General features: G+C 44.7%; 23 protein-coding genes and 1 pseudogene. 12 read left to right on the forward strand and 12 right to left on the reverse strand.

Going from position 1 to position 25,039, the window contains the following annotated elements; translation table 11 throughout:
* Positions 1-5: 5 nt before the first annotated feature.
* Entirely contained in the window at positions 6-221 is a 216-nt protein-coding gene (locus ACNFN4_RS13075; RefSeq protein ID WP_088612287.1) for a hypothetical protein, read from the reverse strand.
* 81 nt (positions 222-302) lie between these two features.
* On the opposite strand from ACNFN4_RS13075, the gene ACNFN4_RS13080 reads away from it, so the two are divergent.
* Positions 303-803 carry a hypothetical protein gene (locus ACNFN4_RS13080; RefSeq protein ID WP_088612288.1) on the forward strand — a complete coding sequence of 167 codons (501 nt, stop codon included), beginning with the start codon at positions 303-305 and terminating at the stop codon, positions 801-803.
* A 120-nt stretch (positions 804-923) separates the two neighbouring features.
* A pseudogene (locus ACNFN4_RS13085) lies at positions 924-1,004 on the forward strand (peptidoglycan-binding domain-containing protein); the annotation flags it as partial.
* A gap of 767 nt (positions 1,005-1,771) precedes the next feature.
* Here ACNFN4_RS13085 and ACNFN4_RS13090 read toward each other — a convergent pair.
* From ACNFN4_RS13090 to ACNFN4_RS13100, 3 genes are all read right to left on the reverse strand, one after another.
* On the reverse strand, positions 1,772-1,960 hold the full coding sequence (locus ACNFN4_RS13090) for a hypothetical protein (protein ID WP_205161048.1): 189 nt from the start codon (positions 1,958-1,960) through the stop codon (positions 1,772-1,774).
* A 536-nt stretch (positions 1,961-2,496) separates the two neighbouring features.
* A complete protein-coding gene (locus tag ACNFN4_RS13095) occupies positions 2,497-2,844 on the reverse strand; it encodes a DUF4064 domain-containing protein (RefSeq protein WP_014417068.1) in 348 nt (115 codons plus the stop codon).
* 1,007 nt (positions 2,845-3,851) lie between these two features.
* Positions 3,852-6,353, reverse strand: a complete 2,502-nt coding sequence (locus tag ACNFN4_RS13100; protein WP_448200238.1) for an NB-ARC domain-containing protein — start codon at positions 6,351-6,353, stop codon at positions 3,852-3,854.
* A 200-nt stretch (positions 6,354-6,553) separates the two neighbouring features.
* Here ACNFN4_RS13100 and gutB point away from each other — a divergent pair, with 200 nt between their 5' ends.
* The 8 genes from gutB (at position 6,554) to ACNFN4_RS13140 (ending at position 14,347) form a co-directional block, all read left to right on the forward strand.
* Positions 6,554-7,615 carry a sorbitol dehydrogenase gene (gene gutB / locus ACNFN4_RS13105; RefSeq protein WP_448200239.1) on the forward strand — a complete coding sequence of 354 codons (1,062 nt, stop codon included), beginning with the start codon at positions 6,554-6,556 and terminating at the stop codon, positions 7,613-7,615.
* A 73-nt stretch (positions 7,616-7,688) separates the two neighbouring features.
* The gene (locus ACNFN4_RS13110; RefSeq protein ID WP_025284356.1) at positions 7,689-9,065 is read left to right on the forward strand and encodes an MFS transporter; all 1,377 of its coding nucleotides are present in this window, start codon (positions 7,689-7,691) and stop codon (positions 9,063-9,065) included.
* 101 nt (positions 9,066-9,166) lie between these two features.
* Entirely contained in the window at positions 9,167-10,129 is a 963-nt protein-coding gene (locus tag ACNFN4_RS13115) for a carbohydrate kinase family protein (protein WP_167409188.1), read from the forward strand.
* A 232-nt stretch (positions 10,130-10,361) separates the two neighbouring features.
* Entirely contained in the window at positions 10,362-10,679 is a 318-nt protein-coding gene (locus ACNFN4_RS13120) for a YjdJ family protein (protein WP_038463695.1), read from the forward strand.
* A 113-nt stretch (positions 10,680-10,792) separates the two neighbouring features.
* Positions 10,793-11,479, forward strand: a complete 687-nt coding sequence (locus tag ACNFN4_RS13125; RefSeq protein WP_021495204.1) for a PspA/IM30 family protein — start codon at positions 10,793-10,795, stop codon at positions 11,477-11,479.
* A gap of 50 nt (positions 11,480-11,529) precedes the next feature.
* The gene (locus ACNFN4_RS13130; protein ID WP_017419002.1) at positions 11,530-12,555 is read left to right on the forward strand and encodes a TFIIB-type zinc ribbon-containing protein; all 1,026 of its coding nucleotides are present in this window, start codon (positions 11,530-11,532) and stop codon (positions 12,553-12,555) included.
* Positions 12,555-13,316 (forward strand): TPM domain-containing protein, encoded by a 762-nt coding sequence (locus ACNFN4_RS13135; RefSeq protein ID WP_014417077.1) that lies wholly within the window; start codon positions 12,555-12,557, stop codon positions 13,314-13,316. Before ACNFN4_RS13130 ends, ACNFN4_RS13135 begins: the two co-directional genes overlap by 1 nt.
* A 26-nt stretch (positions 13,317-13,342) precedes the next feature.
* Positions 13,343-14,347, forward strand: coding sequence for an SPFH domain-containing protein (locus ACNFN4_RS13140; RefSeq protein ID WP_029973761.1), 1,005 nt, complete (start codon positions 13,343-13,345; stop codon positions 14,345-14,347).
* 42 nt (positions 14,348-14,389) lie between these two features.
* On the opposite strand, the gene ACNFN4_RS13145 is transcribed toward ACNFN4_RS13140, so the two are convergent.
* The 4 genes from ACNFN4_RS13145 to ACNFN4_RS13160 all read right to left on the reverse strand — a co-directional run bounded on the left by ACNFN4_RS13145 (position 14,390) and on the right by ACNFN4_RS13160 (position 19,179).
* A complete protein-coding gene (locus tag ACNFN4_RS13145) occupies positions 14,390-16,321 on the reverse strand; it encodes an acyltransferase family protein (protein ID WP_022552693.1) in 1,932 nt (643 codons plus the stop codon).
* Between the two features lie 271 nt (positions 16,322-16,592).
* Positions 16,593-17,453, reverse strand: a complete 861-nt coding sequence (gene rsiV, locus ACNFN4_RS13150; RefSeq protein ID WP_014417080.1) for an anti-sigma-V factor RsiV — start codon at positions 17,451-17,453, stop codon at positions 16,593-16,595.
* The gene (locus ACNFN4_RS13155) at positions 17,453-17,950 is read right to left on the reverse strand and encodes an RNA polymerase sigma factor (protein ID WP_182072382.1); all 498 of its coding nucleotides are present in this window, start codon (positions 17,948-17,950) and stop codon (positions 17,453-17,455) included. Before ACNFN4_RS13155 ends, rsiV begins: the two co-directional genes overlap by 1 nt.
* A 188-nt stretch (positions 17,951-18,138) precedes the next feature.
* Positions 18,139-19,179 carry a 2,3-butanediol dehydrogenase gene (locus ACNFN4_RS13160; RefSeq protein WP_007408876.1) on the reverse strand — a complete coding sequence of 347 codons (1,041 nt, stop codon included), beginning with the start codon at positions 19,177-19,179 and terminating at the stop codon, positions 18,139-18,141.
* Between the two features lie 363 nt (positions 19,180-19,542).
* Between ACNFN4_RS13160 and ACNFN4_RS13165 the strand changes: the two genes are divergently transcribed.
* Together ACNFN4_RS13165 and ACNFN4_RS13170 are read left to right on the forward strand one after the other, a co-directional pair.
* Positions 19,543-19,911: an RlpA-like double-psi beta-barrel domain-containing protein gene (locus ACNFN4_RS13165; protein ID WP_182072384.1), complete on the forward strand. Its 369-nt coding sequence runs from the start codon at positions 19,543-19,545 to the stop codon at positions 19,909-19,911.
* Between the two features lie 65 nt (positions 19,912-19,976).
* Positions 19,977-21,023 carry a TolB family protein gene (locus ACNFN4_RS13170; protein ID WP_182072386.1) on the forward strand — a complete coding sequence of 349 codons (1,047 nt, stop codon included), beginning with the start codon at positions 19,977-19,979 and terminating at the stop codon, positions 21,021-21,023.
* Between the two features lie 30 nt (positions 21,024-21,053).
* Here the strand turns inward: ACNFN4_RS13170 and ACNFN4_RS13175 are convergent, their stop codons facing one another.
* From ACNFN4_RS13175 to gabP, 4 genes are all read right to left on the reverse strand, one after another.
* On the reverse strand, positions 21,054-21,212 hold the full coding sequence (locus ACNFN4_RS13175; RefSeq protein WP_003155794.1) for a hypothetical protein: 159 nt from the start codon (positions 21,210-21,212) through the stop codon (positions 21,054-21,056).
* Positions 21,213-21,310: 98 nt separating this feature from the next.
* The gene (locus ACNFN4_RS13180; RefSeq protein WP_007408879.1) at positions 21,311-21,520 is read right to left on the reverse strand and encodes a cold-shock protein; all 210 of its coding nucleotides are present in this window, start codon (positions 21,518-21,520) and stop codon (positions 21,311-21,313) included.
* A 203-nt stretch (positions 21,521-21,723) separates the two neighbouring features.
* On the reverse strand, positions 21,724-23,262 hold the full coding sequence (gene cotA / locus ACNFN4_RS13185; protein ID WP_182072388.1) for an outer spore coat copper-dependent laccase CotA: 1,539 nt from the start codon (positions 23,260-23,262) through the stop codon (positions 21,724-21,726).
* A 108-nt stretch (positions 23,263-23,370) separates the two neighbouring features.
* Positions 23,371-24,756, reverse strand: a complete 1,386-nt coding sequence (gabP, locus tag ACNFN4_RS13190) for a GABA permease (protein WP_012116987.1) — start codon at positions 24,754-24,756, stop codon at positions 23,371-23,373.
* Positions 24,757-25,039: the final 283 nt, after the last annotated feature.

A 25,039-nucleotide genomic window follows, 5' to 3' on the forward strand; every position in this document is an offset into this window, starting at 1 on the left:
AGGCATTAGGCCTGCTCATTCTGTTTTAAGTCATTTGTTAGGTATTCTATATCTTGTATGTACCGTTGTATAGTTTCCTCAATGGCATCCCTTACAACACGAGGATAACCCTTTTCACTTTCTTGTTTCTGCTCCTTCTTCAGTTCTTCTAAATCCTCTTTAAACAATTTAATAGCAGTCTTTTTTTGGTCAACGTTCATATGATTGTAAATTTTTCTCATGATAATTCTCCTTTTTTAACTAATTTTAAACAAAAATTATAAATTTTAGTATATAATACTATATTGGAAGGAGGTGGTAAAATGAAAAAGATTATGTCAAGCGTAATTATTCTTTCTCTCACAGGCTTACTTTTAGTATCAACACTATTACCAAGCGTTGCAAGTGCCGCAACTCCTAATAGTCAAACTGAGACTAAAGGAACAACACAGAGTGTTAATGTTCAAACTAACACTGTGAACAATTTGGCTGAGGAACAGAGTGAGGAGCCAGTGTTCCACACTACCGGCATTAAAGGCTTTCTAGTCAAATTAGCTGCAAATACAGTCTCCTTAGGAATTAGACATGGCGGAGCAGCGGTTGGCCAAATATTAAAACATGCCGACGCTAAAGCAGCAAAAGCATTTAAAAAGAATTCAGGCTACATAGCAGATAAGATAGATGAAATAGCTGAACTTCCCGATGTTACTGCACATATGATTTCGGACAAGCTATTTAAGGCTTTGAAGGGTAAGATTGGCGGGGGATCAGCCAAAATAATTGCTGATGGTGTTTATTATGCTATTAATCTATTGTTGTTCTAAAAGCTGGTGTAATGCCTACTTATTCTCTTGATGAATGTATAAGCTCTGAAAAAATCAGAGGCAGAGCGTTAAGAAGTATCGTTTGTATGATGAATGATTCCCTTCTCGTGACGAGGAGGGTTTTTTGTGATGTATGGCCTGTCTGCTGACGGAATTTATGGGTCGAAAACGAAAGAAAAGCTAGAATCATTATTAAAATAAAGAAAAGCCCTACTTTAACAGTAGGGCTTTTTTTGTGTTCAAAAGAATAATATGGCAAAAAGATCTACCAATTATCGTCAATATTTGATATATTTTAATAGCTGAGTACGCTTACTCCTCCTGTATTTGTAATTAGACCGAGCAAGGAATGGAAGGAGGAGTAGACCTGTTTAGCAAGGATAAACCACATGCCCTTCAAGTAGCTTTTTCGGTTTTTGGAAACGCTGCGAAGGGGGCGTACTACTTGGTTCAAGTCTTTTTGAGTCTCCGTTGATTTGATATGATCTTGAACACACCAGATGTTGAAAAAGATAAAGAAGCTCTGGGAGAGAGCTGACCACTTTTTCCTAACTCATGCGCAATATTACAAACCTTGCGGAGGAAAAGCGTCTTTTTTTGTCTTTAGTAAATATTCTGGTGTCTTTTTTTATTTATGAATATCTTTTCCGTATTAGAACAATTTTAAACAGAAAAAAACCTCTTATGCAGATGACCAGTCCGCGAGAGGTTTTTTTATCAATGTTGCTCTTTGTCCAGAGGATAAGATAGAGGGTGTTTTTGGTTGCAAATTATTTTTTATATACAGAAACTCAAAACGCTGACTATTGACGAAAAACCTTTTGAAATTCTGTTGTACGTAACCTCTTCAACTACCTCTGCTATCTAGACTTGTTTAATCAAAGATTAACCACGACATCATTATAACATGTCATTTGTTAAAAATATACTAATTATTCTTTTTGGAATATGAAAACATTTCCTCTCAGTCACAAAATCCACTTTTTCTTTAATTTATCCCACTTCAAAATGCGCTGCCTCATCAAACTTTTCACAGCAGCACGGATCGTCTGCTCATCTTTCCCGGTTTTCCTTTTCAATTGTTCCATGGAGGGATTTTTCCCGAAGCGGCTCATGTTAAAAATAATCCGATACACTTTACGCTCAAAATCGGTCATTCTGAATCAACTCCTAACGGGAGTATAAACGAATTTAGTTTCTGATTTCAATTTTGGTCACACAATTGGTCACACTTTATAAATTCAAATATGAATAACAATGAAAGATGTGAGGGCAATCGAGCGAAAAAACAAATATCGAATTACCTAAATGAATAGGAATGTATGTTCTTGAAAGTGATTGATTTATGGGCGGAATGATGTAATCAAACGGAGAAAACCTTTGATATACCAAGGGTTTGACCGTTGATATCATCTGAAATGCTCAAAAAAATAACATTTTGATAACATTTCTTCATGAAATTCTGAAATTGAGGATGTTTCCGAAAGTCTAATGGACTTTTGCGAAGCATCCTCTTTCATTTTGAAGGATAAACTTTTAGTATTGTTATGCTTTTACATTACGGCAAGTAAATCTGCAATTTGCTTATATAATTCTGACAATGGTGGATTTTTAAAATGTGTATAAATTTAACATATCGAGAACTTTTACTTTTTATTGGCTAAAAAAGAAAGGCCCTGCTAAGGGCCTTTCTTTAAGCTGCTGTTGTTGTCGTTTTATCTTTTCTGACAAGTCCCATGATCCCTGGAATAATAAGAAGAACAGCAGGCAGTAAATAGAACATTGATATACAAATTACTCCGCCAATTCCTGAGATAAGAAGCAATACTCCTCCGACTTTAGGTTTCTTCTTAACTACTACTGAAGCGACAATACCCAAAATTGATAGGACAACAGCTCCCCAGCCTAAACCAATGATTTCGCTTGTACCGCTTGAATTAAAAGAGGCATCAAGTCCACCAATAATCAATGCCATGATCGCCCCAATAAAACCAAAAATTCCACCCAATAATCCTAAAACAAATTCAGTTGTTCTTTTCATTGTTAAACTCTCCCTTACTTAACTGGTACTGTAATTGATACAGCTTTATTTTTCATGAAGTCTATGTGACAACATCTCCAAGGTTTAATTTCATTTCTTTGACTTTATCAACATCATTTTTTCATCTGGAGCAGAGAATTCAAATACGCCTTTTTGTTTTATTCCGCCTTGGACTTCTCCATCAGTTAAGAACATGTTTGCAGCTAATTGCCAATAACGACATTCTTTGGTCAGAATAAAAGGTCAGGTTTTTGTCAGTTGTATTTTTGATGTTTATTACGACGTTTATCTTGTCTCTCATGATCTTTATATCGCCCAGATTAACTCATGCCCAGTGCTTCAGCATATTGCAACGACTTTTTTAGAACAGTCATCTTTAGTCTTTCAAGCTTTTTTATTTTTTGAATCACTATCCCTGTGAGACATCATTTGTCGAGCTACTACAAGCCGCTAAAAACTAATGATAGTACTAAAGACATGAATAAAAAGAGTTACTTCTTCACCTAAAACCCCCAGTTTATATAATATAATACCTATATATAATCGACTATAATCAATTAAATTTCAAGGGGAAATTACCACTTTTTCTAAAAAATTCTTAGCGGAAGAGAATAAGCTATAAAATATCACTTGAAATATCAAAGTTGGAAATCATTCAACTTACTGCTAGCTTTAAACATTAAAGGCCACATACAGTTTGACATCCTATTAAGTTCTAGTGTAGCCCTAGTACTGGTTTTATCATTTTGACAGATTTGGTATCCCATCACTGCTAAACATTGATTCAAAAATATCTATTAAAAACTAATTTTTCATGATGTTAGGAGGAATAATGCAAATAAACAGCAAAAACCCTTGTTATATCAAGGGTGGATATTTGATTTCATCTGAATTGCTCATGCATTCTAGCAAAAAAGACCTTATCAGTTAACTCAACTGATAAGGCCTGATTTATTTATAAATAAGGTGTGAGGGGTTTATCTTAGATGGAATTCACACTTTCCTAACTACAATGTGACTTCACCATTTCCTTCAAGCACCATTCTCAGCTGCTCAACCTCACCCCGAATCCCAATCCCAGGCTCCCACGAATCAATCAGACGAATTGCCTTCTGATTGGATTCCATCGCTTTCGTTTTCTCTCCTTTTCGATACAACAGCTGCGCCATCCCGTAATAATAGTAGATCAGTTCAACTTGATTGGCGTTGTGTTTGTCATAGAGCATTTGTTCAAAGGCTTTTTCCGCTTTTTCGAGTTGATCACACTTTACGTAAGCCATGCCCAGGTTGAAATAGGCTTCTATTGTTTTTTCGCCGCCGTATGCGGCGCTGGTTGTGTTTGCCGCTTCGTATAATGTGATGGCTTCTTCGTAGTGAGAGCGGGCGAAACTCAGGTCGCCGCAGACCAGAAGAACCCTGTGCCGGATAATGGGCGAGACGGGCTGATCTTTGATGCCGTCCAGCATTGCTGCCGCTTTTTCCGGTTCTCCGATTTTTAACAGCAGCCTCGATTGCAGGGCGGTTCCCCATACTTTCAAGTCGTCGTGATCCGGCGCGCCTGATTGTTCGAGTATCTTCAGGCCGGCTTCTATTTGCCTGAGAGCTCCGTCTGAATCGTTGACTTCCATCAGCGCCCAGCCTGCCGTGTCGATCCGAAAGTAAGCTTCCCGCGTGTGTTCGCCTGATTGATGGGCGGCACCGGCGGCTTTTAATCCGTATTCGATTCGCAGGGGCAGGTTGATTCTGCTTAGAAAATGGCTGATGCGGATGATGAGTTTGATCAGGATGTCATGTTGTCCGGTTTCGCTCGACCATTCGATGACTTTTAGGATGTTCGGCCATTCCTTTTTCATTTGCTCTAAATTCCGTCCCAGCAGGTAGCTCCAATAGATAGAATTGGGCTGTTCCCGCTTTATATGGGTTTCCGCATAATCAATATAATAATGCGCCCAGCGGCTGCGGGCTTCTTTTGCAAATTCGTGATTTTCGGATAAGTGCTGTTCTCCGTAAGCGACAACGGTTTGATGGGCAGCGTATTGAATACTTCCTTCGCTTCGTTCCGGCTGTATTAAAGCATATGACCGCATTTGCTCAATCGCGTAATGAAACCGCCGGACGTCTAATCCGGCCGCTTGAGCCAAGCTTTTTTCATCAGGGGGCTTAGCGAAAAAGCAAAGCGTCTGCCATAGTTTTCGTGTGTCATCATGACATCTGTCCCATGTGCGGCCAAAGAGAACCTCAAACAATTCCAATAATGAGTAGCCTGCTTGTTTAAGCTCTTGTATGAGCTGGGGAGCGGGGATGTCGTCGTCTGACATGTATGCAATGCTGAGTGCCATCGCCTTCGGATTGCCGGCGGCTGCCGAGATGAATTCATTCTTAAGGTCAGGCGATAGCTGCAACAGCTGCTCCAGCTTTTCCCGTTTATGCGGGAGGTTGCATGTTTGCAGACAGCGGTGCACTTCTTGATGGAAAAATTCAAGGGCATCCGTTTGTTCAAGGCCGCTCAGCTGGATGGCCGCCAGTTCCCCGAGGCCGTCCCGGTATGTCTGTTTTACGTTTTCCCGTGCCGTAAGAAGGACTTTTACGCCTTGCGGAAGGCCGATGATAAATTCGTGAATGTCACGTTCCGCTGTATCAATGCTGTCAACGATCAGCAATACTGGTTTTTCGTTTGAATGAGCGGCTAATGCATTGCGGACGACGAACCGTTTTTCGTTGATTGATTTGTCGATTTGTTCTGTGCGTCCGAGCTGATAGGCGATCGTGTTTAAAAAATCGCTGAAGCTCAATCCTTTCCAATCCGCACTGATCCAGATGATGCTGTTGAATGCCGGCCAATCTGGTGAACTGCCGGCACAAAGGTAGGCTGCTTCAAGAGCGATTGTTGTTTTTCCCATGCCGGCCCAGCCCGTGATTAAACAGACCGGTGACGGGGACAGCATCCATTGCCGGATCGCTTCCATATCAAAGCAGCGGCCGATAAAGTTCCCCGTCCGGCGTGACGGTAAGTTATGCGTGACGGACTTTCTTGTAAGCGCATTCGTTTCGTGGCTTGGTCTGTCATGAAACAGCCGCTTTACTGCTTTTTCAACATCTTCATCACTCGGCGCTCCGAATGATCCGTCTTTCCGGAGTATTTTTGCTTTTTTTAGACAAGACGCCGTCCAAACGGGCAATGCGGGTTTGATGACGGGAATGGTGGTGGTTTCCAGAAGGCCGGTCAGCCATTCAGGATCCATGTCAGTCTTTTCTATAATGATCCAGATCATTCCGAACAGCTTTCCGTCGTCAATTCGTCCGGGAATGTAGTTTGCGCCCATCTGTCCGATCCAGCTTTTGATCGTGTTAGAGGAAACGCCTATTCGGAGTGCGATTTGATCTATATAAGACTGTCCGGATTTTACGTTCTTTGTCCTTTTGATTTTGTAATCAGGATGATGTTTCAGCGATTTGACGGCAGGTGCCAGCAGTTCTGCAAATTGTGTCCGGTTTTCAAGTTCAGCCATTAGCCTGCACCTCCTATTAGTACTATTTTATCAATTCAGTGTTTTTTGTATATGAAAAAATAAAAAGTACAGTGAGGCTGTCCTTTTATACAGCAGGAAAGGCTGTTGTACGTCTTGAAAAGCAGATAAAATAGGGGCAGTAATAGAGAAAACAAAAATGTATGCACTTACATTTCAAAGCAGAGAAAGGATTTTGCCAAATGACTCACACAGTGCCTCAAAACATGAAAGCGGCGGTTATGCACAACACGAGAGAAATCAAAATCGAAACATTGCCCGTGCCTGACATCAATCATGATGAAGTGTTGATTAAGGTGATGGCTGTCGGAATTTGCGGATCTGATCTGCATTACTATACAAATGGCAGAATAGGCAATTATGTAGTGGAAAAACCATTTATCCTCGGTCATGAATGCGCGGGAGAAATTGCCGCCATCGGATCGTCTGTCGATCAATTTAAAATAGGAGACCGGGTCGCTGTCGAACCCGGTGTCACATGCGGACGCTGTGAGGCGTGTAAGGAGGGGCGTTATAACCTTTGCCCGGATGTACAGTTTTTGGCGACACCGCCGGTTGACGGCGCGTTTGTCCAATATATCAAAATGCGCCAGGACTTTGTTTTCTCGATTCCGGATTCACTATCCTATGAAGATGCGGCTTTGATTGAACCGTTTTCTGTCGGCATTCATGCGGCCTCGAGAACGAAGCTTCAGCCCGGTTCAACGGTTGCGATCATGGGAATGGGCCCTGTGGGGCTGATGGCCGTTGCGGCAGCGAAAGCATACGGGGCAGGCACAATTATTGTGACCGACTTGGAGCCGCTGCGGTTAGAAGCTGCGAAAAAAATGGGAGCGACGCATGTCATCAATGTCCGGGAACAGGATGCCGGTGAAGAAATCAAAACGATCACGAATGACAGAGGCGTTGATGCTGCTTGGGAAACAGCGGGGAATCCGGCGGCATTGCAATCCGCACTGGCTTCCGTGCGCCGGGGCGGAAAACTGGCGATTGTCGGTTTGCCTTCTCAGAACGAGATTCCGCTCAATGTGCCGTTTATTGCGGATAACGAGATTGATATTTACGGAATCTTCCGTTATGCGAATACGTATCCGAAGGGAATTGAATTTCTCGCTTCCGGCATAGTGGACACGAAGCACCTTATAACGGACCAATATCCGCTGGAGAAGACGCAAGAGGCGATGGAACGGGCCTTTCAATACAAAAATGAATGCTTAAAAGTGATGGTGTATCCAAATCGCTGAGTGAACGGGGAGGATCTTTGCATTCTCCCTCTTGCTTATCAAAAATGAAAACGGATTCTTGGGGTGGGAAATGATGATTGAAACAGAAAAAGCAGCGGCAGTAAAGACGAAATATCGCGGCCTGTCCTGGATGGAACGGATCGGCTACGGATTCGGCGATATGTCGTACAATATTATCTTTCAGTTTGTAAACGCATACTTATTATTCTACTATACAGACGTCGGCGGCATTAAGCCTGCGGTCATTGCAGCTTTGTTTCTTATCGTAAGGGTGCTGGACGCTATTTTTGACCCGATTATGGGCGTGATTTTAGACAAGACGAATACAAGATGGGGAAAGGCAAGGCCGTATCTTTTGTGGGTGGCGTTTCCTTTTGCGCTATTCACATTCTTATGTTTCACGACCCCTCATTTCGGCGAGACGGGGAACATGGTTTATGCGTACATCACTTATATTCTGCTTGGGATGTCCTTCAGCATGCAGACGATTCCGGTCAACAGCTTAACGGGACGGATGACGAATTCCGTGGAGGAACGGACGGTTCTGACGACGACCCGGATGATTTTGGTTTATATCGGCATTCTGTTATCGATTTCCTGTGCGACACCGCTTGCGGACGCCATTGGCGGGAAAGATCAGGCGTTTGGATTCCAGATGACGGCGCTTATCTATGCGGCGGTGAGCATCGCATTGAATCTGTTCAGCTTCTTTACTGTGCGGGAACGGATTCAGCCTGAAAAAAGAAAAAAACAAGGAATGAAAAAGACGTTGTCTGTTTTGTTCCGAAACAAGCCTTTGCTCATTTTGGTTTCTGCATTTTTGGCGTTTGCGATCGGGTTTAACATTAAGCTCAGCACGATGGTGTACTATTTTACGTATAACGTCAGCCATAAGGAATTTGTGTTTTTAGGAACTGTATTATTTTTCGGAGCGGCGCTGATCAGCAATCTGTTTATTCCTTTCTTTTCTGAGAAGCGGGGCCGGAAGCAGGTCATGATCATCACGGCGGCGCTATCGCTGATTTCTTATGCGGGCCTTCAGTTTACATCGTATTCTTCGCTGCCGCTTATTTTCTTTTGGCTTTTCGTTTCGGGATTTTTTACGACGCCTTTAAATACGCTTGCTTGGGGAATGGTTGCCGATTGTGTCGATTATGCGGAATGGAAAACCGGTGTCCGGGCTGATGGCGTGGTGATTTCGAGCATGAGTTTCATCAATAAGCTCGGAGTTGCGTTAGCCGGGTCATTTTCGGCCGTTTATCTCGGAATCGCCGGATATGCCGCGAATACCGATCAGACAGCCTCGTCATTGAATGCGATTAAAAATATGAATGCGCTCATCCCGGGATTGTTCATTCTGCTGTCTATTATTCTTATTTCTTTTTATCCTTTAACTGAAAAAAAATATCAGCAGATGATGTCTGATCTGGAGCAAAGAGCTGCAAGATGAGTATATGTAAAATTTAAAATATTCTATGTAAACGGTTGTATTTATGACAGAAAGCACTATACTGAAACTATAATCGAGAATTGATAAATGAGTGTGATAATGTGGGAAGCCAATCTGTTATTTGTATTGGAGAATTGTTAATTGATTTCTTTTGTACCGATGTGGATGTTGATTTGACGGTAGGACGTAATTTTTTAAAAAGTGCCGGCGGGGCACCGGCGAATGTGTCGGCAGCGATTGCTAAGCTGGGCGGAGACGCGGCTTTCAGCGGAAAAACAGGCAAAGATCCGTTCGGGTATTTTCTGAAGCAGACATTGGACGCCGTACACGTCGATACCTCTATGCTCGTCATGGATGAGAAAGCGCCTACAACGCTTGCGTTTGTTTCATTAAAACAAAATGGGGAGCGCGACTTTGTGTTTAACAGAGGAGCGGACGCTTTGTTTACGCTGGATGATATTGACCTGGAAAAGGTAAACGATGCGAAAATCCTTCATTTCGGATCAGCGACAGCATTATTATCTGATCCGTTTTGCTCAGCCTATTTACGGCTGATGTCGATTGCGAAAGACAATGGACAGTTTATTTCCTTCGATCCTAACTACCGTGAGGATTTATGGAAAGGAAGAGTTTCAGAGTTTATAAACACCGCAAAAAAAGCCGTTGCCGTAAGTGATTTTGTGAAAGTCAGTGACGAAGAGCTTGAGATCATCAGCGGTGCGAAGGATCATAAAGAAGGTGTTGCGGTTCTTCATGAGATCGGAGCCGGCATTGTGGCGGTGACACTCGGGAAAAGCGGAACCCTTCTATCAAATGGGAAGGATATTGACATCATTCCGAGCATTCCGGTGACATCAATAGACTCAACGGGAGCGGGAGATGCGTTTGTCGGCGCGGCGCTGTATCAGCTGGCGCGCACCGATGAGATTCAGACGGCAGCCGATGATTTTGCGAAGCTGCGTGATATTGTCTCATTTGCCAATAAGGTGGGGGCGCTCGTGTGCACCAAAATCGGTGCGATCGATGCTTTGCCGAGCTTAAAAGAGGTTGAAGTATCACTGTAAAGTATGGAGGATGTTTCTTGAAAGTCATCGGACTTCGGGAAGCATCCTCTTTATTTAGGTCTGAAACCCTTTACGATATACGGTATACTTTAGAAAGGCATCCAGTAAATTGAACCGCTGTGAAGTACATACAATCACTTTTTTATCAGTTCTGAGTAAAACCAAGTTTCTGCTGCTGCCGTCATGTATAGTGTGACGGCCTATGATATTGAACCGCGGAGGAATGTTTTTCATGAAACATGTTTTTCTTATTGTGCAATGCGCGTTTTCTGTTTTTTGTTTTCTTTGTCTCGCCGCTGTCAATTGGTATCAGGGGAGTGAGCTTGTTTCTGATTCGTTTGATTGGAATTATACGGCTAAATTCTCAAAGCTTTTGAATGGGACGGATACGATTACAAGTCCGGAACAGATTTCGCAGCTGGATTTCTTTGTGTATGCGGCGAAGCATTATCCGTTAGTGAGCGGGTTGATGATCGGGCTGTTTATTTATTTTTTGTTCTCACTGTATCTGGTCATAAAGAATTTCCGCCGGCACAAATGGGCTGAATGAGACTATTTTCATATAAAATACATAAATTCATGAGAAAATGAAACTTTTTTCGAAAAAAACAGTATATATAACTGTGAACTTGTTACTATTTAATTTTGGGAGGAAAATGAAAAATGAGTATTTTAGGAAGATTTAAAGACATCATGTCAAGTAATATCAATGCGTTGCTGGATAAAGCTGAAAACCCTGAAAAAATGGTTGATCAATATTTGCGGAATCTGAACAGTGATTTAGGAAAAGTGAAAGCGGAGACGGCTTCTGTCATGGCTGAGGAACAGCGGGCGAAAAGAGCGCTAACTGAATGCCAGGCTGATGCCGAAAAGATGGAAAGTTATGCGATGAAAGCGTTGCAGGCCGGCAATGAAGCTGATGCGCGGACATTTTTGGAAAGGAAAGCGGCTGTTGAATCAAGACTGACCGAGCTGCAAACGGCTTATCAGCTCGCTTCATCCAACGCGTCTCAAATGCGCAAAATGCATGACAAGCTTGTCGCTGATATCGGAGAGCTTGAGTCGCGCCGAAATGCCATCAAAGCGAAGTGGTCTGTGGCAAAAACGCAGGAGAGAATGAACAAATTGGGGTCCTCTGTGTCAAATGCGGGCCAATCGCTGACAGCTTTCGGCAGAATGGAAGACAAGGTCAACCAAGCGCTTGATCACGCCAATGCGATGGCTGAGCTGAACGCGTCTCCGAAAGACGATATTGACGAGCTGACGGCTAAATATGACAGCAATCAAAGCAGTGTCGATGATGAATTGGCGGCGCTCAAGCAGAAAATGCTTTTCAGTAAAGATCAATAGACAGCGGGCTGCAGCTTTGTCCGATATAAAGAGAAAGTGAGAGAAACAGAATGATCATTTCTTATAAATGCCCGAACTGCGGCGATGATATGGTCTTTGACAGTTCATCCGGCATGCTGACATGTCACAGCTGCGGGCGGCAGGATCAGATTGAGAGCCTGCCAAAAGAGTATATAACGACGAGATTTTCCGAAAATGAGGCGAACGAGTACCGCTGTGAGAATTGCGGCGCGGTATTAATGACTGAGGCGGAAACGACGGCCACGACGTGCGGGTTTTGCGGAGGAGCCGCCGTTCTCGCCGACCGATTATCGGGAAATCTCGCGCCTTCGATGGTGATCCCTTTTACGATCAGTAAAGAAGAGGCCATGAGCGCTTTTAAAAAATGGTGCCGAAACGGCCGTCTGACACCGAAAGGATTTATGTCTGCCGACCGGGTGAAGAGCATAACCGGCATGTACGTGCCGTTTTGGATGTTTGATTTAAACAGCAAGGTTCAGGTCAATGCCGTTTGTACGAGAGTGCATCACTATGATGATGGAGAATACCGGGTGACGGAGACCGAGTATTACAACGCGTACCGCGATATCAATCTTGATTATCTCAAAATTCCGGTCGACGCTTCAGAAAAAATGAATGATGAATTAATGGACAAATTGGAACCTTACTCATACAGTGAGCTGAAGGAGTTTAATACGGCCTATTTAGCGGGATATATAGCGGAAAAGTACAATTATACCGATGACGATCTCTTTCCGCGGGCGAAGGATAAAATCAGCCATTATATTGATTCTTATATCAGATCCACCTTCTCCGGATATACGACGGCTGACATTACGGATGAGCAGATTCAGACCGATAAAATCAGCAGCTTTTACGTACTGCTTCCGGTCTGGATGGTCAGCTACGACTATGAGCGGGCTGAGCACATTTTTGCGATGAACGGGCAGACGGGCAAGGTTGTCGGCAAACCGCCGATCAGTGCCGGAAAAGTGGCCGCGTGGTTCGGCGGCATAACCGCCGGTGCGTTTGTAGCATTAAGACTCGTCTCACTTATGATAGGAGGCGGTTTTTGATGAAAGTATCGATAAAAAAAGCGTGTCTCTTCTGCTTTGTCCTTTTTCTGATGCTGTCTTTTTCTTTACATACATCGGCGTCTGCCGCGGAACAGAAGCAATATGTTTATGACAATGCTCATTTATTAACGAAGGATGAAACGAAGAAACTTGAGGAATTGGCCGGGAAGCTGGGGGCAAAGCGCCATACCGATTTTATCATTCTGACCGCAAACGGAACGGGCGGTAAGGACATCGAGCAGTACGCCGGTGATTTTTATGACAGTCATTTTAGCGGAAGTACGGCGATATTGACCATTGATATGAAAAATCGGGAAGTATTTATCTCGGGATATAAAAAGGCGGAGACGTATTTGAATAACAGCCGGCTGAATACGATCAGGAATACGATCTCGTCAGATATTTCCGCAGGCCATTATGAAAAGGCGTTTCAGACCTACATCAAGATGGCTTATAAAGATATGGGGAAAAGCCCGGACGACAAGTCTGACAATCTGCTGCTCACATGGTGGTTTCAGCTCATTATTGCCGCAGCCGCGGCCGGAATCGCCGTCACTGTGATGGTGTACAATTCCGGCGGCAAGGTCACCGTCACCGGCAGCACGTATATGGATCACGATACGTCTGAAGTGCTGAGCCAGCACGACACATATATCCGAACCGACGTTACAAGAGAAAAAAAGCCTGATAAAGATAATGACAATGACGGCGGAGTCACGAGGGGCGGAACGAGTTACAGCGGAAGCAAGGGAAGTTTTTAAATTATATGTAAAGGATTTGAGCATACATGGGTTTTTTCAGAAATCAGTTAGCAAATGTGGTGGAGTGGGAAGAATTCAGAGACGACATGGTTTTCTATAAATGGAACAACCGTGAAATTAAAAAAGGCAGCCGTCTGATCATCCGGCCGGGACAGGATGCCATCTTTTTATACAACGGGAAGATTGAAGGGATTTTCCGTGATGACGGCGATTATGATATCGAATCAGAAATCATTCCATTTCTATCTACACTAAAAGGGTTTAAGTTTGGTTTTAACAGCGGCATGCGGGCTGAAGTGCTGTTTGTGAATACGAAGGAGTTCACCGTGAAGTGGGGCACAAAAAACGCCATCAACATTCCGGCGGCAGGTATGCCGGGCGGTATGCCGATCCGCGCAAACGGCACATTTAACTTCAAGGTCATTGACTACATCGGATTGATTGATAAGATTGCGGGTGTCAAAGACAGCTATTTAGTGGAGGACATTAAAATCCGGATTACGTCTATTCTCGATCAGCTTTTGATGAAATGGATCACCAGAGAAGGAAAAGATATGTTCAATCTGCAGTCGAATTCCTTTGAAATCGGAAAAGGGATTCAAGAAGATCTTGATATGCAGCTGATCGGAGACGGCATGTCGATTACGGGCTTCAATATTATGAGCTTTAACTATCCGCAGGAAGTTCAGGATATGATTACGAAAAACGCTTCTTACGGCATGGTGGGCGATGTGAACCGCTATCAGCAGATTTCCATGACGGACGGAATGTCATCCGGCAAAATGAACGGAAGCGGCGCCGCCTCCGACATGGCGGGCATGATGATGGGAATGAATGTGGCAAATCAAATGATGAACCAAATGAATCAAAATCAGCAGAACCAGCCGCAGCAAGATCAAAGTCAGCAGAATCAGGGCACGGCACCGGCGAACGGCTCGGAAGGAGCGGCTAAGCCGAAATTCTGTCCGAACTGCGGAACGAAAACGGAAGGCGCGAATTTTTGCCCGAATTGCGGACAGAAGCTTGCCTGACGATATACGAAAAAGAGGCCTTTTTGGGGCCTCTTTTTTTTGTCATGATTTCATTGTTTGAACGATGAGAGATGTCAGCGCTTTAGAACCCTCAGGTATGAGATGGACGCCGTCCGGTGTGAAGTATTCAGGGTGCTGCAATGCTTTTGCGTGCCAATCGACAAGCGTCACATTTTTCCGTGACTCGGCCTGCCGGCGCAATGACTCGTTTACTTTGCTTTCCCACTGCCGCGGCACACGTGTGTTGACAAGATAGATATCGGCTTTTGAAAAGGAGCTGATCAGTGATTCAATTTGGCTGTTTGTGAAATAGCCGTTCGTCCCTAACTCGATGATGACCGCTTTGTTCGGCTGATTAAATGACGCATATTCCGAAGTGAGCCGGAGTGCTTGAGAGACTTGTCTTCCTACCTTTCCGTCGATGGTGACATGAGGGAGGGACTGCCGCAGGTATGACGCAATGTCCAGCATCACCGAGTCACCGATGGCCAGCACGTCTTGCTGAGGCTGTGTTTGTTTTGAATCAGCCGTTTTTTGAGATGACCGTTCCTTTTTCTCTTCGTTTTTCTTTGTATTTGATTTGTCTGTTGGTTCTTTCTTGTTTTTGTCTGACGCGGTGTCCGTTTTTTCGCCGCCGTGTTTTTTCTTGCTGTCTTCTTCTTTTGCAGGCTGATCGTGATCGGCCGTTTTGTGCGAAGAGGCGGCGGTTTCTTGCTGATCATTTTGCGCGTACGTCCATTGCGGCTGTTTTTTCTCTTCGGCTATCCCTGACAGCCCGCCCGCAAATACGAGAATGGCGGCAAGAATGAGGCCGAGCGACATTCTGCTGATGACAGAGGATGTCTTCCATTCCAGAAAGCGGTTCAGAAACACGCGGCGTAAAAATGGCCGGAAGCCCGCAGTGCGGATCGGCTGTTCAATGAAATGGTAAGATAGCTCGGCAAGAATGAAAGTGGCGCCGATTCTGACGGCGCAGTGCCAATAAACCGGATTTCCGATTTCCTGTACGGGTGTGCTCAGTACGATAACCGGGTAATGCCAAAGATAGATTCCGTATGATCTCGTTCCGATCCAGCGAAGCGGCTTCCATGAAAGAACATGTCCCAAAAAGCTGCTCGGATGGCATAAACATGCGACAAGAACCGCTGCGGTGATGCTGATCAAAAGCATGCCGCCCTTGTACAGGAAGGGTTCATATTCATCCGTGTAAAAGACGCAAAGCAGCAGCGCGGCAAAAGCAGCAAGCTCCGTCCCGTGAAGCAAGTGTTTCATGCTGCTCGGCAGCCGTTTGGAAGATAATCGTTTCATCGGCCACACTAAAGCTAAAGCGCAGCCGATCAGCAATTCAAATGAGCGGGTATCCGTCCCGTAATAAACGCGGCTCGGATCTCCGCCGGGCACATACATCATACTCATCACGACTGCTGAACATAACGCGAGGAACATGACCGCGGCCGCAAGCCGGGCCCGTGTTTTACATATGTACATCCCCGCAAGCAGCAGGAAGGGCCATATGATATAAAACTGTTCTTCAATCGCCAGCGACCAAAGGTTTTTTAATGGCGAAGGGGAGCCGAAGCTGTCGAAATAAGAAAGTTTATGAAAGATAAACCACCAATTGCTTATGTAAAAAAGTGAGGAGACCGCATCTCCGCGTACGGTATGCAGGAGCTCGCTGTTAAACAATACGACCCAAATGACCGTCGTGATAATCATGAGATAAGCCGCCGGCAGAAGCCGCCTGATCCGGCGCACCCAAAAATCACGCAAATCAAGGGTGATGGCATTGCCTTGGGCAGGCAATATAATAGATGTAATTAAATACCCCGATAAAACAAAAAAGATATCAACACCGATGAAACCGCCGTCGGCCCAGTTAAAATTCAGATGATATGCGATAACTGCGAGGACGGCAAAGGCGCGAAGTCCATCCAGTCCGGGAATATAGCGGTGATGCAGTGACTTGTCTGACATGGTATTCCTCCAATAATGTGCGCGGAAATTCTCGCTGTTTTGCGGATGGCTATGGCAGATTTCTGTACAGTCTTCCATTTGTTCCGTTAATTAGACGCATTCGGAAGGGGATTTTGTTTCAGAAAAAATGAATGAAATGCTGTGATTTTCTTAAACTTTTCAGCCCCCGTCCGGCGTCTGTTATATGAAAAGGGTCCCTTGTGCATCTTGGCTGTTGCGGGACGAAAGAAAAAATCCATGATCTGCGGATATCATGGATTTTTTTCTTTCTTTATCTGATGTAGCGGTCTCCGACAAGCAGCTTGGAGATGACGGAGGTCGGTATTGTAAACTCTGTAACGCCCATATATCCGGGTGCCGCTTCATATTCGTCAAATGAAATAACAAGTTTGTGCTTATCTGTAATATAAAAATTCTGGTCGGCGCGGATGGCTTTAAAAGGCTCCGTCATATCATCATCTTCGACCCAGTATATTTTATTCGGATCTTCTTTCATCTGTTTTTTCATTTGTTCTTTAATATTTTGGCTGATGACTTTAATATAACGGTCATCTTTAAATAAGCTCTTTAACGTAAGTACGGCCTCATTCTTTTTATCAATCGTGATGTAACGGCTTTGTGTATAAGAGGAAGCTTGCGTTTTTTCGATATCACGTCGGATTGAGATCAGATCCGCTGTGTCAGTAACGGTTTCATAATCGCTGTAAATACTGAGGTGGCCTTTTTTGCTTTTTGAGGTCGCCTTCATAAATTCCTGATACAGCTTTTTGCTTTCTTTCATGTAATGCCGGTTGATGCTGTCTTCGAGTTTATGATCGGAAAGTCCGGACAGAGCGGGCGTTTTCACATCAATGCTTGATTGGTTCTTTTCTTCCTTCATCTCCGTGAATGTGATGGCTTGGACGACTTTGCCGATGACGGGGATTTTAGACATGGCTTGTGCGGCATCCGGATTGATATTGACAACGGCGGTAAATAAGACGGCCGCAGCGACTGCCGCGGATGTCGGCCACATCACGATTCGTTTTTTCTTCGGTTTTTGCCGAAGGGCTTTTTCGACAATGCTGTCCAGTTCCTTAGGAATGGGCACACTTTTATACTCTTCTCTTAATTGTTCTAATCTCTTTTCCATTAAGAAAGATCCTCCTTCGTCAGCTGAATGCGCATGAGCTTCAGCCCCCTGTAAAGGCGTGTTTTGACGGTGTTGATGTTTTCCCCCGTGATGTCCGCGATTTCTTCTAATTTCAGGTCTTCAAAGAAACGCAGAATGATAATGGTTTTATATTGATGCGGCAGGTCATCAAGCGCTTCGTGAAGGTCTGTGTCTTTGTAGCGATCTTCCTTTCCGCGGCTTAAAAACTCGATCGTTTCATCGTCCATCACTTTCAGTTTTTTCTGTTTGCGGAGAAAATCAATGGCCGTGCGCACTAAAATTTTATAAAACCAGCTTTTGATCACATCGGGGTTTTTGACGGATTCGACCGATGTCAGCGCTTTTTGAATTGATTCCTGAACAATATCTAACGCGTCATCCTTGTTCTTTACGTAACTGTACGCAAGCCGGTAAAAGTCTTCCTTGCGCTCAGTTATGCACGTCACAAGCGACGCTTTGGCTGTTTCGTTCTTCATTGCTTCAAAGGGCTCCTTTTTTAAAAATACGTATCATAGGCTGCTGCCTAAGGATAGACGGGACAGGGTAAAAAATAGTTTGCGCAGAGGGGATCATTTTTAAAAGGAAAAGGAAGGAAAGACGATGAGATGAAAAAAAGAGCCGGAACGGCTCTTTTTCGGATGTGTCTGATATTCAGCTGAACGGTTTAGTTCGGTTTGACTAAGATTTTCACTTGGTTTTTCTCTTTGATTAAAGCGCCGAAGCCTTCTTCAATCAGATCGTCGAGCACGATTTTTTTCGTGACGAGCTTATCTGCTGAGAAGTAGCCCTCTTTCATCAGTGCAAGAACGGAAGGGAAGATGTCACGGTATCCGATAATGCCTTTTACGGTCCGTTCTTTGATGACGATATCGTTCGGATGAATTTCCGCTCCTTTTTCCCAGATGCTGACGATAACCGTTTCACCGGCAATGTTTGTTGACTGGATCGCCTGGCGGAGAACGACAGGAACGCCTGTTACTTCATAAGAAACATCAACGCCGCCGTTTGTGCGTTTAGCGATTTCTTCAACGACATCGTCCGTTTTTGACGGATCAATGATGATAGCGCCGAGTTCTTTCGCTTTTTCCTGACGTTCCGGTGAAAGTTCAACCGCGTAAATATCTGTGGCGCCGGCCGCTTTCAGGGCTTCAATCACAAGCAGCCCGATCGGTCCGCAGCCAAAAACTGCCGCCTTGTCGCCCGCTTTTAATTTGCTTTGGCGGACGGCGTAAAGCGCTACCGCTGACGGCTCAACAAGCGCGCCCTGTTCGTAAGAAAGCTCTTCAGGAAGCTTAAACAGCAATTCTTCGTCAACGGATACATATTCAGAAAATCCGCCGCCTCCTCCGGCTAAGCCTAAGAATCCCATTTGTTCATCAAGGTTATAGGCTCCCTGATGTCCGTGTGTGGCAAAAATCGGTTCCACGACGACACGGTCGCCGACGCTGTAATTTTTGACGCCTTCGCCCACTTCAACGACTTCTCCTGAGAATTCGTGACCCATCGTGACGGGCGCCATTTCGTTTGTTAACGGATGAGGTTTGCCGACCGGAATAAAGATCGGGCCTCCCAAATATTCATGAAGGTCGCTTCCGCAAATCCCGCACCATTTGACTTTAATTTTGACTTTACCCGGTTCTGCTTTAGGTTCATCAATGTTTTCGATTCGAATGTCTTTTTGATTGTGCCATCTTGCCGCTTTCATTGATTATCACTCCTAGTCTGATTGAAACGAGTATAGGTACATGATCAATATGAACCACGGTTAAAAGGAATAAAGTGCCTGCTTCCTAAAGCCTGATTTCTCAAAATATATCATATTATGCAACTATCAATAGGCCTTATAAAAAGTCCATATTGAATGCAGAAATACTCTATGAATATTATAACGCTAATGAATTAAATTTTGTAGTATAATTTACCATGGAATTATATAGAACAGGAAATTGTGCCGTCGTTATGTGCATGTCTCATCACGTTGTAACGAACATGTAAAGTGATTGAAATATTATAATCGTCTTCTTGGTGTATAATTTTGCCTAGAATAAAGAATCAGGAGGACGAAAGCTTGAAGAAGTTATTCTTAGCCTTAGTGATTTTAGCAGGAAGCACGCTGGGAGCGATCAGTTACTCTTCTGATGCAAGTGCTAAAAAAGTGAACGGAAATATTACATGGTATAATGGAGTCGGTAAAAAAGGATCGTCCGGTAAAAAACTGGGACACTGGGATTGCGCGACAAAATTAGGATTTGACGTTCCGAGAAACGGAACGAAAATCAGAGCTTATGCCAAAGCAAAACCGAAAAAGGTTATCACCGTATACAAAAATGATGTAGGCCGTATGCCGAATGCCGTATTGGATGTCAGCCCGAAAGCGTTCAAAGCGCTCGGATATCCATTAAGCAAAGGAAGAGTATCCGGACACTACAGCTATTAAAATAGACCATCTTAAAAAGCAAGGACACTGATTCTTGCTTTTTCTGATTGACGGAGAGATTGATAATGAAGAAGAAACGATGGATCTGGATGTTGCTGGCCGCCGTTTTGGCGGCGGCGGTCATCGCGGCCGTTTTACTGATTAAAGGAAAAAGCGACGGCGGCGGAAAAGCCGTTGTCTCCGGCGGCCATGACAAGCTGCTTGTTTCCATTACAGACAAAGATCTGATGACGAAATATTACGAAGACAGCCGCGTGCTGTACGAGGAAAAGCTTTCGGCATATCCGGCGTTTGCGCTGGATGACACCCATCAGGTGCTCTATTTTGTCGGGAATAATGACCAAAATGAGATGCGTCTGTATAAGCTTGATCTGAAGACGAAAAAGAAGACGGTGCTTTATAAAGGAACGGCAAGCGCTGACAGTCTGTTTTTATCAAAGGATCTGTCGCACATTTATTTCCGTCTCGGAAAAGCGGATGAAGATATTTTCCGTCTCGCATCTTTTGATTTGAAAACGAAACGTTATGAAAATCTGTATCCCGCCGCCGATGAGAAAGACGACAGTGTGAGCAGCTTCTTTTATAACCGCAGCCAAAACGATTTTGCGCTTCTGCATTATTCCGTAAAAGAGGATTATCAAAAAACGGATGAGGCAAATGAGAAGGGGATTGACCCTGAACCGACGAATATCCGGTTTGCGGCAGGAGCGGGCGAACACCTTCAGGATCTGACAAACCTTGAACAGTTTATCAGCGATGTCGCGGTGTCACCGGACGGAAAGAATCTTGTCTTTACATCTTATACTCAAAAAGGGACGGAACAAAAAGCGTCCATCCGTCTGATGAATGTCAAAACGAAAAAAGATGAAACGATTATCTCAAACGGGAAGGACTTCGCTCCGCTGATTGATGCCCAGCCTCAGTTTTCTAAAGACGGCAGCATCATTTATTTCATGGCGGAAGCAAAAGGCGCTAAGCGTCTGAAAGATGAAACGGGGCGGAATGCGAAGGTCCGGACCATTTATGCTTATCATTTGGATACGAAAAAATGCGAAAAAGTCTGGGAAAATGACAACGGCATTATCAACAGTTTTTCCGTCATCCAATCATGAAAAAAACACTCAGCGCCCGCTGGGTGTTTTTTAATGAACAAAGCTGGCTGCGGCTGAGGCGAGCCATTTGAAAAAACGGAGAATCGGAACGGCAAAATGAAGCGTTTCGATGAATGACTGTGCGGCAAGATTCATTTTCCGGCGTTTTGCCATTTCCTTCAGATCTTTCTGCTGCCGATCGTTTTTCATGTTCATTACTCCTTTGCATCATAAAAGGACGTGATAACGCAAAGGCCTCTCATGAGACATGGAGGCCTTCTCTATGTTGAGACTCGTAAAAGGGAGGTCTAACTTGATGCCGTTTGATTATTGTTTTGGAGATTTACCAACGAACGGACGCCGTCGATCATTTTACTGCCGCAAAGGGGGCAAGTCGGGGTATCACTGCCGGCAAAATTCTTTCTGCTCCAGCCGATACAGTCCTCTTTTGTGCATTCCCACGTACTGACATCTTCTTTAGGCAGCGGTTCCTGATTACGTTTGTTGTAGTAAGACATAAAGTCACTTCTTCCCTTATGAATTTTCGTGCACTCCTTCATTGTCTCATACTTTTCCCTAATCTCCTAATTCCTTTTTCTATCCAGATTTCCAATGAGGGTGCATCGTCTTCCTGTTATTACAGTATATGCAAATAAGTGTCTTCTTATTTTTTCTTTTTGGATAAATAAAAAAGCCCCTTCTTTAAAAGGGGTGATATTTATTACTGCTTATCCGTGACGTCCATCGGTCTCATCATGTCGTAATCTTCGTGCTCTAAAATATGACAGTGCCATACGTAGCGTCCGCTGTAAGGAGCGAAAGTCGCCGCGATTCTGATGACCTCTCCCGAGTGCGCCTGCACGGTATCTTTCCAGCCTTTTTCACTTGGAGGAGGCGGGACGGCTGGCCCTGTATACACAATGTCGCCGAATTTGTTATAACGCTCTAAGTCAAAAGGGCGCCGGTCAAGGATTTGGAAGGAAACAAGGTGCAGGTGTATCGGATGGGTTCCTCCCATCGGATTGATAATCGACCAGATTTCCGTTGTGCCGAGCTTCGGCGCTTCTGTCACAGGATCATGCCATCGCTTGTTATTCAGCGTCAAAACGGGCCGGCCGTATTTGTCTTGCGTATTTGTAAGTTTAAGCGTCCTGATATTGTGTATTCTCTTTGATGTCACATTAGGCATGGTTGAAAGATATTTAGGCTTCCGGCTTGTGTCTGCTCCCTTCAGCGGTTTTGTGACGCGGAATTGCATCACATTGGCGTCTGTATCCGGATCGGCGTCGCCCCCGCATCCGGTGCCGTTCGTTAAAATGATATGTTCTCCGTCAAAGGCGGAGAAATCGATGAGCACATCATACCGCTCTGCCGGGGCTAAGCTGATCGTTTGTGTTTTGACAGAGCGGGGAAGCAGTCCGCCGTCAGAACCGATTTGGATAAACTTCCCGCCGTTATTGAGCGAGAGAGAAAATGTTCTCGTATTGGAGGCATTAAGGATGCGGAAACGATATGTCCGCGGTTCAACTTCCATATACGGCCACGCTTTACCATTGACGAGAATGGTATTTCCGCAAAAAAACGGGACGATGGAAGGGTCGGGCAGCGTTTCGGAAGGGGTAGCAGGTCCGCTCGGATAAGACAAGGAACCGTCATCATTTAACGTGCGGTCCAAAATCATAAGCGGTACGTCGTACTCTCCGGAGGGAAGCTTCAGCTGCTTTTCTTTTCGCTCGCGGATGATATACATCCCGGCAAGCCCGGCGTACACATTGAGCCTCGTAATCGCCATGGCGTGATCGTGATACCATAACAGAGCCCCGCGCTGTTTGTTTGGATAATGGTATACCTCTTTCTCAAAATAAGGACCCGTTTCCTTAAAATCCTTTGTGAACCAGGCTTCCGGGTAGCCGTCGCTGTCCGGCGGCGTTGCTCCTCCGTGTAAATGGACGACGGTTTTGACATCGGGTTCCTGATGGCCGCTTTCTGAATGGTGAATGGTATGATCCACTGGCAGAAAATGCTTATCCGGAAGGTCATTCATCCATTTAATATAGACGTTCTCATCTTGGTTTACGTCGATCGTCGGGCCCGGAAACAAACCGTTATACCCCCACAGCCGGGTCGGCGGGAGATCGCGGTGCAGCTTGTGAAAGCATTCCTTCATGGTGACTTCATAATACGTGCTGCCGTCTGATTTCTTCTGCGGCTGGAGTGTTTCAATAATCGGCAGTTCATCTGCAAATTTTTCTAGTGCCATTTTTCATCCTGTCCTTATCATTTATTGAAATCCTGTACTACAGTTAATGCTGCCTGGAACAGGTTGGTTAAAAAAACACCCGCCCTTTTTTGAGGGGGGTGTTTGCGGTTATTGCGCAACCCGGCTTTCGGAAGCGCTCTCTTTCGGTTTTTGTTTTTTGCGGAATACATATGAGGCAAGCACCAGCAGAGTAATAAATCCTGTCAGCAGAAATTCAGACCGCATTGAGCTGATAAACAGCATAGATAACAAGATGGCGCAAATGGCGATGATCGTCAGGTAGGTTAAGTACGGATAGAACCACATTTTGATTTTAAGAGATTCAGGGTTTGTCCGTTCGATTTTCTTTCTCATTCTCAGATGTGAGACGGCGATGACGAGATAGACGAGCAGTGCGATCGCCCCTGATGAATTGACCAGAAATAAGAATACGGAGTCGGGAGAAAAGTAGTTCATAACAACGGCAATATAGGAGAAAAAGGTGCCGGCGATAATGGCTTGAACCGGTACGCCTCTTTTACTCAATTTCATAAAACGCCGCGGCGCTTCATTTCGCTCTGCCAGTGAATACAGCATCCGTGACGTCGTATAAAGCCCGGAGTTCAGGCAGGACAGAACGGCTGTCAGGACGATAAAATTCATGATTTGAGCGGCTGCGGGAACCCCGATATGGCTCAAAACGGCAACGAAGGGGCTTTCCAAAATATTGGCTGAATCCCACGGCAGCAGTGTGACCACAACCGCAATGGAGCCGACGTAAAAAATAATGATCCGCCAAACGACTGAGCGGGTCGCCTTTGTGACGGATTCGACCGGATTTGACGTTTCTCCCGCTGCGATTGCGACGATTTCAGATCCCATGAAAGAAAAAATGACAACGACGATGCCGAGCAGAACGGAACTTGGACCTTTAGGGAAAAATCCGCCGCTGCCCGCCAGATTTTCCAGCCCGACCGGCTTGCTGCCGGGGACGATTCCGAAAATGAACGCAAATCCCGCGATTAAGAAGACAACGATCGTCGCTACCTTCACTAAGGAAAGCCAGTATTCAAATTCGCCGAACGATTTAACTGAATAAATATTCGTCAGTGTTAACAGCACGGTCAGAAGCAGACTCGTCAGCCATAACGGAATGCCCGGGAACCAGTACTGTATGATTCCGGCGCCTGCAATGGCTTCAATAGCAATGACGATGACCCAGAAAAACCAATACAGCCATCCGATCGTAAAACCGGCCCAAGGACCGATGGCATCATGCGCGTACTGTGAAAACGAACCGCTTGTCGGGTTGACGGAGGACATTTCCCCCAGCATTCTCATAATAAAAATCACTAATAATCCTGCTAAAGCGTAGGAGACAATCGCTCCGGGTCCGGTGGAATGAATGACGGATCCGCTTCCGACAAATAATCCGGCGCCGATCACGCCGGCAATTGAAATCATAGTCATATGCCGGGTTTTTAATCCCTTTGATAAAGAGTTAGGCTGATTCATTCTTTGCCTCCTTTTGGCTTGTTTATGCTGAATATTCCGACAAGTATTATTCTATCATAAATGCCACAGACAGTTGAAAATGATGTAAGAAAATATGACATTTTTTCTCGTCCGTACAGCAGAGGTGCCGGAAGGAAAAGAAATAATTTTCTGTTATTTTTGTGTTTTAATGGGTTTGAAAATAATTCCATGAACATGGGATGGCGAGAATCCTTGATACGATTGGGATGAGAGGGGTTTCGTGAATAAAAATAAGTTTCCTGAGCGCATAAATGTTCTATGC

Source organism: Bacillus sp. N1(2025) (assembly GCF_053470005.1).

Bases quoted from the DNA above. Each gene is read 5' to 3' on its own strand.
- ACNFN4_RS13075 (WP_088612287.1), bottom strand. From the start codon at position 221: ATGAGAAAAATTTACAATCATATGAACGTTGACCAAAAAAAGACTGCT.
- ACNFN4_RS13080 (WP_088612288.1), top strand. From the start codon at position 303: ATGAAAAAGATTATGTCAAGCGTAATTATTCTTTCTCTCACAGGCTTA.
- ACNFN4_RS13090 (WP_205161048.1), bottom strand. From the start codon at position 1,960: ATGACCGATTTTGAGCGTAAAGTGTATCGGATTATTTTTAACATGAGC.
- ACNFN4_RS13095 (WP_014417068.1), bottom strand. From the start codon at position 2,844: ATGAAAAGAACAACTGAATTTGTTTTAGGATTATTGGGTGGAATTTTT.
- ACNFN4_RS13100 (WP_448200238.1), bottom strand. From the start codon at position 6,353: ATGGCTGAACTTGAAAACCGGACACAATTTGCAGAACTGCTGGCACCT.
- gutB (WP_448200239.1), top strand. From the start codon at position 6,554: ATGACTCACACAGTGCCTCAAAACATGAAAGCGGCGGTTATGCACAAC.
- ACNFN4_RS13110 (WP_025284356.1), top strand. From the start codon at position 7,689: ATGATTGAAACAGAAAAAGCAGCGGCAGTAAAGACGAAATATCGCGGC.
- ACNFN4_RS13120 (WP_038463695.1), top strand. From the start codon at position 10,362: ATGAAACATGTTTTTCTTATTGTGCAATGCGCGTTTTCTGTTTTTTGT.
- ACNFN4_RS13125 (WP_021495204.1), top strand. From the start codon at position 10,793: ATGAGTATTTTAGGAAGATTTAAAGACATCATGTCAAGTAATATCAAT.
- ACNFN4_RS13130 (WP_017419002.1), top strand. From the start codon at position 11,530: ATGATCATTTCTTATAAATGCCCGAACTGCGGCGATGATATGGTCTTT.
- ACNFN4_RS13135 (WP_014417077.1), top strand. From the start codon at position 12,555: ATGAAAGTATCGATAAAAAAAGCGTGTCTCTTCTGCTTTGTCCTTTTT.
- ACNFN4_RS13140 (WP_029973761.1), top strand. From the start codon at position 13,343: ATGGGTTTTTTCAGAAATCAGTTAGCAAATGTGGTGGAGTGGGAAGAA.
- ACNFN4_RS13145 (WP_022552693.1), bottom strand. From the start codon at position 16,321: ATGTCAGACAAGTCACTGCATCACCGCTATATTCCCGGACTGGATGGA.
- rsiV (WP_014417080.1), bottom strand. From the start codon at position 17,453: ATGGAAAAGAGATTAGAACAATTAAGAGAAGAGTATAAAAGTGTGCCC.
- ACNFN4_RS13155 (WP_182072382.1), bottom strand. From the start codon at position 17,950: ATGAAGAACGAAACAGCCAAAGCGTCGCTTGTGACGTGCATAACTGAG.
- ACNFN4_RS13160 (WP_007408876.1), bottom strand. From the start codon at position 19,179: ATGAAAGCGGCAAGATGGCACAATCAAAAAGACATTCGAATCGAAAAC.
- ACNFN4_RS13170 (WP_182072386.1), top strand. From the start codon at position 19,977: ATGAAGAAGAAACGATGGATCTGGATGTTGCTGGCCGCCGTTTTGGCG.
- ACNFN4_RS13175 (WP_003155794.1), bottom strand. From the start codon at position 21,212: ATGAAAAACGATCGGCAGCAGAAAGATCTGAAGGAAATGGCAAAACGC.
- ACNFN4_RS13180 (WP_007408879.1), bottom strand. From the start codon at position 21,520: ATGTCTTACTACAACAAACGTAATCAGGAACCGCTGCCTAAAGAAGAT.
- cotA (WP_182072388.1), bottom strand. From the start codon at position 23,262: ATGGCACTAGAAAAATTTGCAGATGAACTGCCGATTATTGAAACACTC.
- gabP (WP_012116987.1), bottom strand. From the start codon at position 24,756: ATGAATCAGCCTAACTCTTTATCAAAGGGATTAAAAACCCGGCATATG.